This is a genomic window from Leptolyngbya sp. FACHB-36 (assembly GCF_014695955.1).
GTDB lineage: Bacteria > Cyanobacteriota > Cyanobacteriia > Leptolyngbyales > Leptolyngbyaceae > FACHB-36.
Genome location: NZ_JACJPG010000505.1, coordinates 1 through 8755, shown reverse-complemented (window position 1 = coordinate 8755; position 8755 = coordinate 1). Strand labels below are relative to the sequence as shown.

Sequence of the window (8755 nt, the reverse complement as noted above, 5' to 3'; positions counted from 1 at the left end):
CGCGGTCCAGCCCAGGATTTTACCTGTTTTCGCTGCCCAGTGCACTCCTTTGAAGCGGTTGCCGGTTGCTTTCCACACCGCCGCTTTCAGAATTTGTCCACCATCCAGCGGCAGTCCCGGCAGTAAATTAAACAGCACCAGAATCAGGTTGATCATGGCAAGGTGGCTGGCAATCACCATGAGCGGACTCGTTTTGCCCGGAATCACGACGGTCAGCAAACTCAGCAGCCCAAACAGAGCTAGACTGACTGCCGGACCTGCGATCGCGACCTGAAATGCTTTACCCGGCGTTTTCGATTCTTCGTCGATCGAGGCGATGCCGCCGAACAAAAACAGCGTAATGGAATTGACCTTAATGCCTTGCGATCGAGCCACTAAGCTGTGTCCCAGTTCATGCAGCAGCACCGAGCCAAACAGCAGCAGCGCCATCGCTCCACCTGCGGCGTAAGCGGTCGCTGCTCCCCACTGTGGATATTGCTCTAGCCACAGCAAGCCTCTAGGCACGGCAACCAGAACCAGCACAAAAAACCACGAAGGGTCGATAAATAGCGGAATGCCAAATAGGGAACCAACCCGCCAACCTGATTGCATATATAGCTTCCTCGGTCTCTTCTTCCAGGATAAAGGATGGTACTCATTCCCGGTGGAGTCGCAAGGCATACACAGCCGAGTTGAGCAGTAAGCATTAGGGCGTAGCAGCCTCAGCGCCCATTGTCGGTGGCATTCCGATGCTAATTTGTCGAAGGAACCTGATTTGTAGAATGGACAGCTTTATTAACAGCAACTCATTGAGAAAGTGAACCTGCGCGATCGAGTGGATAGTAGCGCCAAACAACCTTGCCAACAATTAGATCGCGCGGGACGAACCCCCAATAGTGGCTGTCGTGGGAATTATTGCGGTTGTCGCCTAAAACAAAGTAGCTATTTCTAGGGATTACAACAGGTCCATACTGATACTGAGGACGCTCTGCAATATAGGCTTCCTTGACAGGTTTTTTATTAATGTAAACCGTCCCATTTCTGACTTCAACCCTTTCCCCTGGCAATCCGATCACCCGCTTGATAAAGACCTCTTTGAAGTTTTGCTGTTGGAGCGATTTTGTGGGTTGAAATATAACAATATCGCCTCTTCGCGGTGTCTGAGTACGATAGGCAGTTTTATCAAGGATAATGCGATCGTTTACCTGAAGCGTCGGCAGCATCGCCTTAGAAGGAATGTAGTAGGCTTTGATCACTTCGCCACATTTTTGCAGCGATCGTGACTGCGCTTCTGAAATATTCAGTTCTACCAACTTGTCTAATCCTTGCTGCATAAGTGTTTGACTCACAGCAATGCACTGAGATGCAGTTGGTAAAGGAGCATTGTTTGGTGATGAATAGAATTGGCTACGGCACTGAAGCAGAATTTTTCGGTCTTGTTCAGAGAGATTCCAGTTGCTCGATCGCCCTTTTTTAAGAGCATCTTCTAAAACAGCGAGACACAAAGATTCTGACAACACAGGGTTGTTATCTGGTGGAACATCGCTTGACCCAGGCTGCTGAATTATCCAACTGGTGCTTATTGTAGCTAATACAGTAATCGCTGTTTTTCGCCATTTGAAACTCATAAGTACTTAAGTATTGAGTCGGTTCTTATTGGAACAGCTAGCTTCCTATCCGTCTAAGAGTTGAGCTAAATTACAGCGTCGTGCAGCATTGCATGGTCTCCGCTACAGTAGGTCAAGCTTCATTCTGCACCGTCGAAGCATCCTGTCAGATAAATTCTACTCTGCCTGCCTTTTACGATCTGGATAGAGTTAAAGACATTCTGTGTTTACTGGGCTGGTTTTACTGCGCTGGCTGGGGCATTTTAGAAGCGATCGTGCCGTCAAGTTCGTGACAGAGCAATGTCTGATCAAGAATTTGATCAAGGAGCCGTTAGCGGCTTGTTGCAGAGCGATCGCGTATGGTGAAGGTAGCCATCTGCGGACTGGAACACCAGCAAACCCAGACGAATGGCAAATCCCCACCTCCTAGCTTCCATTCGAGCCGTGACCCACTTCGCTGCGCTTCAATTCCGATCAACGATCCGACAGATGGCAGCAGGGCTGTTGCTGCTGGTGACGCTGGGGAGTTGCAGTCGTTCCGAAAGCATCAGCATCTCCAGCGGTTTGAATCAGGGCTACTATAATCGCTTGGGCGAACAAATTCGCAGCTCTGCTAATGCTCAGGTCAAGATGAGCGTGCAAAATCGGGAATCACAGGGGTCGCGGCAGAACCTGCAACGCCTGTTGGATCGCGAGGTCGATTTTGCCCTGGTGCAGCTGGATGTTGCGAGCGAGGCAATGCGACAGGGGAAAGTCCAAGCGATCGCTATGCTGGCAAGCGAACCGATTCATCTGATTATTCGCGCCAATGCAGGTATCCGCACCTTTCAAGATTTACGCAACAAGCGGGTCGCGATCGGGTCTGAAGGCAGCGGCACTCGCTACACGGCGAATCAACTGCTAACAGCCGCACGGCTCACTATTCGGGAAGACGACTCCAACTTCGATCAGGCACTCAAAGAACTGAGAGCACGACAGACGGATGCATTGATCTACGTGGGTAGCCTCGGTGCTAGCGAAACGCTGCGGCAGCAGTTCGACCAAAACCTCAACCTGCGCTTGATCTCCATTCCAACCAGCGTGGTGAACTACCTGACTGTGCGCGATCCCGGTTCCTATCAGGCAGCACAGATCCCGATCGGCACCTACAGCGCGCGTCCCTCGGTGCCTGCTCAGGATCTTTCGACCTTTTCGACTGCCACCGTGGTTGTAACCCGTCCAGACATGAGTCGGGAGAAAGTGGGGTTGCTCACCTGGTCAATTTTGTCCACCTCGCGCAAGTACGCGCAGTTCTACCCAGCGCTCCAGACCGGAGAGCCACGATCGTTGATGCAGCAGGGCTTGGTCTACATTCATCCCGCCGCTCAAGACGTGTACGAGGAGGGCGACCCCCGCGACGCCTGGATGCGCTACTGGGAAAACAACAGCGACTTGCAAGCGGGCTTATTCATCCTGATTAGCACCAGCGGCGTCGGACTGCTGCTACGGCACTGGCGCAAAGAGCAGTCCAAAAAGCTTGCTAGCACAACAACGAAGCGCATCAACGAGTTGAGAACGCTCCTGCCTCAGGAAACTGCTCAAGCGCTGCAAAGCATTGAAGCTCTACAACAAGAGCACCGCGTCATGTTTGTGGAAGGAACCGTGCCAACGGAGGTCTACGAGCAAGTGCAGCGGAAAACGCAGATGTTTGCCGATGAGTGTCGATCGATTCTGGAACAGCAGCGCAAACACCTCGTCCTAGACACCCTGCTGCTGCTGGACGAATGGCAAGCCAGCCTGCAAACCGATCCTGCCGAAGCTATGCAAAAGCTGACGCAGATCAAGCAGCAGTACCGGGACATGCTCCTGTCCGACCAAGTTGATATCAGCGCCTACATCGAGCTAGTTGAGTTAACGCTGCTTTCCCTGATGACGCTGGCTCCAGCGTCAGGTCAGCCGCGATCGCAGCTTGCTGCCGCTTCGTTGGCTAGTCAGTCGCCAGTTGATGCATCACTCGCGGCTGACCACTCACCACTTACTTCGTTTCCGGGATCAACTTAACTATCCGTAACCCAATCAGTGATAAGCTGATCAATGGCATTTCAAGTCTTAAGCTTGTTTCAGTCGGACTAGCTGAATCACGATAGCTGAATCACACAGTAGGGCGAGAGCATGGTCACCACTACAGAAAAGACAAATTTTATTGGTTACATCACACAGATCATCGGTCCAGTCGTAGACATTAAGTTCTCCGCTGGAAGGATGCCTGCTATCTACAACGCCCTGAAGATCGAGGGCGAGAATGCGGCAGGACAGCAAGTCTCTGTCACCTGCGAAGTGCAGCAGCTCTTGGGCGACAACCAGGTTCGCGCCGTCGCTATGAGTACAACCGACGGCTTGATTCGAGGCATGGAAGTTGTAGATACTGGTGCACCGATCAGCGTTCCAGTCGGTCCTGCCACTCTGGGTCGGATTTTTAACGTGCTGGGTGAGCCTGTCGATGAGAAAGGTCCGGTTGACACGACGGAAACCATGCCCATCCATCGCTCTGCTCCAAAGCTAACTGAACTAGAAACCAAGCCTTCGGTGTTTGAGACAGGCATCAAAGTCGTTGACTTGCTGACTCCCTACCGTCGCGGCGGCAAGATTGGTTTGTTCGGTGGTGCTGGCGTCGGCAAGACCGTGATCATGATGGAACTGATCAACAACATTGCGATTAATCACGGTGGTGTGTCGGTGTTTGCAGGTGTGGGCGAGCGCACCCGCGAAGGCAACGACCTCTACAACGAAATGATTGAATCCGGCGTAATCAACAAAGACAACCTCAGCGAGTCGAAGATTGCGCTGGTGTACGGTCAGATGAACGAACCGCCGGGAGCCAGAATGCGCGTCGGTCTGTCGGGCTTGACGATGGCAGAGTACTTCCGCGACGTGAACAAGCAGGACGTGCTGCTGTTCGTCGATAACATCTTCCGGTTTGTGCAAGCGGGTTCGGAAGTATCTGCGCTATTGGGTCGGATGCCCTCCGCTGTGGGATACCAGCCCACGCTTGGTACGGACGTCGGTGACCTGCAAGAGCGGATCACCTCGACCAACGAAGGCTCGATTACCTCGATTCAAGCGGTCTATGTGCCTGCGGATGACTTGACCGACCCCGCACCTGCCACCACCTTTGCCCACCTAGACGGAACCACGGTGCTGTCTCGCGGTTTAGCGTCGAAGGGCATTTACCCTGCTGTGGACCCGCTGGATTCTACCTCGACGATGCTGCAACCCGCGATCGTCGGCGACGAGCACTACAACACCGCTCGCTTGGTGCAATCCACGCTGCAACGCTATAAGGAACTGCAAGACATCATTGCGATTCTGGGACTGGACGAACTGTCGGAAGACGATCGTCTGATCGTAGCGCGCGCCCGCAAAATCGAGCGCTTCCTGTCGCAGCCGTTCTTTGTGGCAGAAGTGTTCACGGGTGCTCCTGGCAAGTACGTCACGCTAGACAAAACGATCACAGGTTTCAAGAAGATCCTCTCCGGTGAACTGGACGCTCTGCCCGAGCAAGCGTTCTACCTCGTCGGCGACATCGATGAAGCGATCGCCAAAGCCGACAAGATGAAGGCGGAAGGCAAGTAGGTTAATTATGAATTTTGAATTATGAATTTGAGATGATTCATAATTCAAAATTCGTAATTCAAAATTTAGGAGAAGCGCTATGCCATTAACTGTTCGTGTGATTGCGCCAGACAAAACCGTCTGGGATTCGGAGGCAGAAGAGGTAATTCTGCCCAGCACTACGGGGCAGCTGGGAATTTTGGCAGGGCACGCGCCGCTGCTAACAGCCCTGGATACCGGAGTCATGCGCGTCCGGTCCGATAAGAACTGGGTGCCGATCGCTCTGCAGGGGGGATTTGCAGAAGTGGATAGCAACGAAGTGACGGTTCTGGTCAACGGAGCAGAGCGCGGCGAGACCATCGATCAAGCGGAAGCTCGTGCGGCTTACACTGAGGCGGAAGCTCGCTTTAACAAGGCGCAGCAGTCCGACAATCGCCAAGAGCGTATCCAAGCAACTCAGGCGTACAAGCGTGCTCGTGCGCGCCTGCAAGCTTCCGGTAGCGCAGTCTAGCGACGATCGCCTCCTCAATGACTGCAAGAAGACCGAGTAGATAGCCTACTTGGTCTTTTACGTATTCCAGGGAACAGAAAGGTGTCCTCCTGCATCGCTTTGTCCTTTAAAGCTGCGTCGCTTGAGGAGCCGAACAAGACGTTGATGCACCGTCTACACCAGTAAAGAATGCCGGAGTCATCAGCAGTGCTGCTTATGGCTGAGGCAACAAAAGCTAGCGTTTACAAGGTGTTTAGTAAGCCTTCCTAAAAGGATTTTCTCATTAAATACTGATTAAATAATTGTTTTGCTTTAAGATACCTAGTGCGTTGATTGCTTTGGTTGATAGTCACTTGTGTCAGGCTCGATCGCCATGCGCTTCACTCCGCTTCATTTCCGAATGCCCGTCTGTCTAAAATCCACGAGCGCGATCGAGTGGACCCTGAAACTCCTGCCCAACTCTGCGATCGTGCTGAGTGCAGTGCTGGGATTAACCGATGCGCCGTCCAAGGCGCAGGCTCCTCCAGACCCACAGGCACCTTCTCAGCGAGAAATTCAGCCGCCCTCGACGCAGCCGCTTCCAGAACTTACGCCGCCCGCCCCGCTACCGCCGCCTGCCGAACTGCTGCAACCTCCGGGTGCGCCCGCCACACCGTCAGAACCCTCCGGCGATTCGCCCCAAACCATCACAGTGCAGCGGTTTGACGTGACGGGCAGCACCGTCTTTAGCGCCGCCGATTTTGCTAAAGTAACCGCGCCATTCATCAATCGTCCAATCACGCTAGCAGAGCTGTTTCAGGCTCGCACCGCTATCACGCAGCTGTATGTCGATCGCGGCTACATCACTTCTGGAGCCTACATTCCGCCGCAAACGCTGCAGGGCGGCACTGTGGAAATTCGGGTGATTGAAGGCGAACTGGAAGGGATCAATGTTACAGGCACGCGCCGCCTTGCGCCCAACTATGTCCGCAGTCGGCTAGCGGTCGCGACGGGAAAGCCGCTGAACCGCGATCGCCTGCTGCAAGCCCTGCAACTGCTGCAGCTAAATCCGCTAATTCAAACCCTGTCGGCGGAACTATCGGCGGGGACGCGGGTGGGAACTAGCCTGCTGGAGGTGCGCGTTGCCGAGGCAAGAACCTTTGATGTTCAGGTTGCCTTCGATAACGGACGATCGCCAAATGTGGGAACCGATCGTCGTCGGATTCAAGTCAGTGAGGCAAATCTGCTGGGATTGGGTGACGGCATCAGCGCTGCCTACACGAACACGAACGGCAGCAACTCGCTAGACCTTGGCTACACACTGCCCATTAACGCCCGCAACGGCACCATCAGCTTCAACTACGGCACGTCTTCGAGCCGCGTGATTGAGGAGCCGTTTGACATCCTGGACATCGAATCCAAATCCCGCTACTACGAACTCACCCTGCGTCAGCCGTTTCTGCAAACGCCGACGCAAGAGTTTGCGCTGGGATTAAGCGCCACCCGCCGTGAAAGCGAAGCCACCTTGCTCAATGGCGAAATTCCCTTTCCTGGATTTGGTGCTGATCCAGAAGGCAAAACGCGAGTCACAGCACTGCGATTCTTTCAGGAGTGGACGCAGCGAAGCAGCCGAAACGTGGTGGCACTGCGATCGCAGTTTAGCGTTGGACTCGATGCCCTCAATTCCACCATCGATGACAGTGCACCCGCCGACAGCCGCTTCTTTGCCTGGCGGGGACAGGCGCAGTGGGTGCGGCTTTTGGCACCCGATACGCTGCTGCTGCTGCGTGGGGATGTGCAGCTAGCAGACCGTCCGCTGGTGCCGCTGGAGCAGTTTGGCTTGGGCGGGCAAGATAGCGTCCGCGGCTATCGACAGGATGCGCTGCTCACCGACAATGGACTCTTTGCCTCGGCAGAGGTGCGGATTCCAATTGCCCGCTTCCGCCGCATCAATGGACTGCTGCAACTGACGCCGTTTGTTGAGGTGGGCAGCGCTTGGAATCGCGATCGGTCTAATCCCGACCCCAGTACGCTCGCTTCGGTTGGCTTGGGACTGCGGTTTCAACTCAGCGATCGCGTGACCGCGCGATTTGATTGGGGCATTCCGCTGATCACATTAGAAGGCGAAAAAGACTCGCTGCAAGAAAACGGACTGTATTTCTCACTGGTGATTAACCCGTTTTAGAACGACCCAATCGTCTACAGCTCATACCGTTTCATCTGCCAAATGGCAATCAGCAGCCACAGCACAGTGAATGCGATCGTGCTGCTCATCGCAATCCACAATTCGCTGGAAAACCGACCCGCGACGGCTGCCGTCGCATCGCTCTGCAATGCCCACACGGTGTAGGGTTTAATGCCTCGCAGCTGCGGATTAGCATTTAAGCTAGCTCCTCCAAAAAAGACGAAGAGCGAAATCGCCATTACGGTTCCAACTCGATTAAAGATTGTCCCAAGCATGAGGGTGAATGCCAGAGTAAATAAGAGCATTAGATAAATCATCCAAACGCCCAAAAGATAATTTAGTAGCGAGATTTGTGGAGGCAACCCAAATATCAGCGCGGCAACGTAGGTGAAAATGGCAGACCCACCGAGCATAATTACCCCAATGAAGACTGCGTGAGCCAAGAATTTAGCCAGAATAAGTGCGGTAGATGATAGTGGCTTAGAACAAATCCATAACAGCGTCTGCGTTAGTTTTTCCTCAATAATTGAGCCTTGAGCAAGAACGATCGTGCCGATCGACATCAGAGTACCGCCCAACCAAAGAAATAGGGTCAAAATTGAGATTCCCCGATCGCTAGTGGGCGGCGTTAGTCCAACTAAAGGCACGACGGTTAGTGATAGCCAAATAATCAGTTGAGATAACCAGCGTTGAGTACCAAACCAATAGGCAAGTTCCTTCTGATAGATCGGACGAAAGCCGCGTAACCGTCTGCTTGTGATGGGCTGCAATTCCCCTGGCTGAATCACGCGTCTACTGCTCATACTCAATTTTCTCCTCAACTAAATTCACAAAAACATCTTCCAGGTCATACGACGATCGTCCAAATTGTGTGACGACAGCTGTGGAATCTGCCATCACGATTCGCAGTAGTTCAGTTTCAGC

Annotated in this window: 8 protein-coding genes; 5 read left to right on the top strand and 3 right to left on the bottom strand. The window is 53.3% G+C overall.

Features of this window, described 5'->3' with window-relative positions; genetic code table 11:
- Together H6F43_RS14435 and lepB are read right to left on the bottom strand one after the other, a co-directional pair.
- The coding region (locus tag H6F43_RS14435) for a site-2 protease family protein (RefSeq protein WP_190343431.1) at positions 1–591 on the bottom strand (591 nt) is incomplete at its 3' end.
- A gap of 194 nt (positions 592–785) precedes the next feature.
- Positions 786–1607 (bottom strand): signal peptidase I, encoded by an 822-nt coding sequence (gene lepB, locus H6F43_RS22330; protein WP_242025622.1) that lies wholly within the window; start codon positions 1605–1607, stop codon positions 786–788.
- Between the two features lie 202 nt (positions 1608–1809).
- On the opposite strand from lepB, the gene H6F43_RS14425 reads away from it, so the two are divergent.
- From H6F43_RS14425 to H6F43_RS14405, 5 genes are all read left to right on the top strand, one after another.
- Positions 1810–2016, top strand: coding sequence for a hypothetical protein (locus tag H6F43_RS14425; protein WP_190343430.1), 207 nt, complete (start codon positions 1810–1812; stop codon positions 2014–2016).
- Between the two features lie 14 nt (positions 2017–2030).
- Positions 2031–3626 carry a TAXI family TRAP transporter solute-binding subunit gene (locus H6F43_RS14420; protein ID WP_199290354.1) on the top strand — a complete coding sequence of 532 codons (1596 nt, stop codon included), beginning with the start codon at positions 2031–2033 and terminating at the stop codon, positions 3624–3626.
- 111 nt (positions 3627–3737) lie between these two features.
- Positions 3738–5198, top strand: a complete 1461-nt coding sequence (atpD, locus tag H6F43_RS14415) for a F0F1 ATP synthase subunit beta (protein ID WP_190343428.1) — start codon at positions 3738–3740, stop codon at positions 5196–5198.
- A gap of 79 nt (positions 5199–5277) precedes the next feature.
- Positions 5278–5688: an ATP synthase F1 subunit epsilon gene (gene atpC / locus H6F43_RS14410; RefSeq protein WP_190343427.1), complete on the top strand. Its 411-nt coding sequence runs from the start codon at positions 5278–5280 to the stop codon at positions 5686–5688.
- A 352-nt stretch (positions 5689–6040) separates the two neighbouring features.
- The gene (locus tag H6F43_RS14405; RefSeq protein WP_242025624.1) at positions 6041–7831 is read left to right on the top strand and encodes a ShlB/FhaC/HecB family hemolysin secretion/activation protein; all 1791 of its coding nucleotides are present in this window, start codon (positions 6041–6043) and stop codon (positions 7829–7831) included.
- Positions 7832–7845: 14 nt separating this feature from the next.
- Here H6F43_RS14405 and H6F43_RS14400 read toward each other — a convergent pair whose 3' ends face one another.
- Positions 7846–8634: a hypothetical protein gene (locus tag H6F43_RS14400; RefSeq protein WP_190343426.1), complete on the bottom strand. Its 789-nt coding sequence runs from the start codon at positions 8632–8634 to the stop codon at positions 7846–7848.
- Positions 8635–8755: the final 121 nt, after the last annotated feature.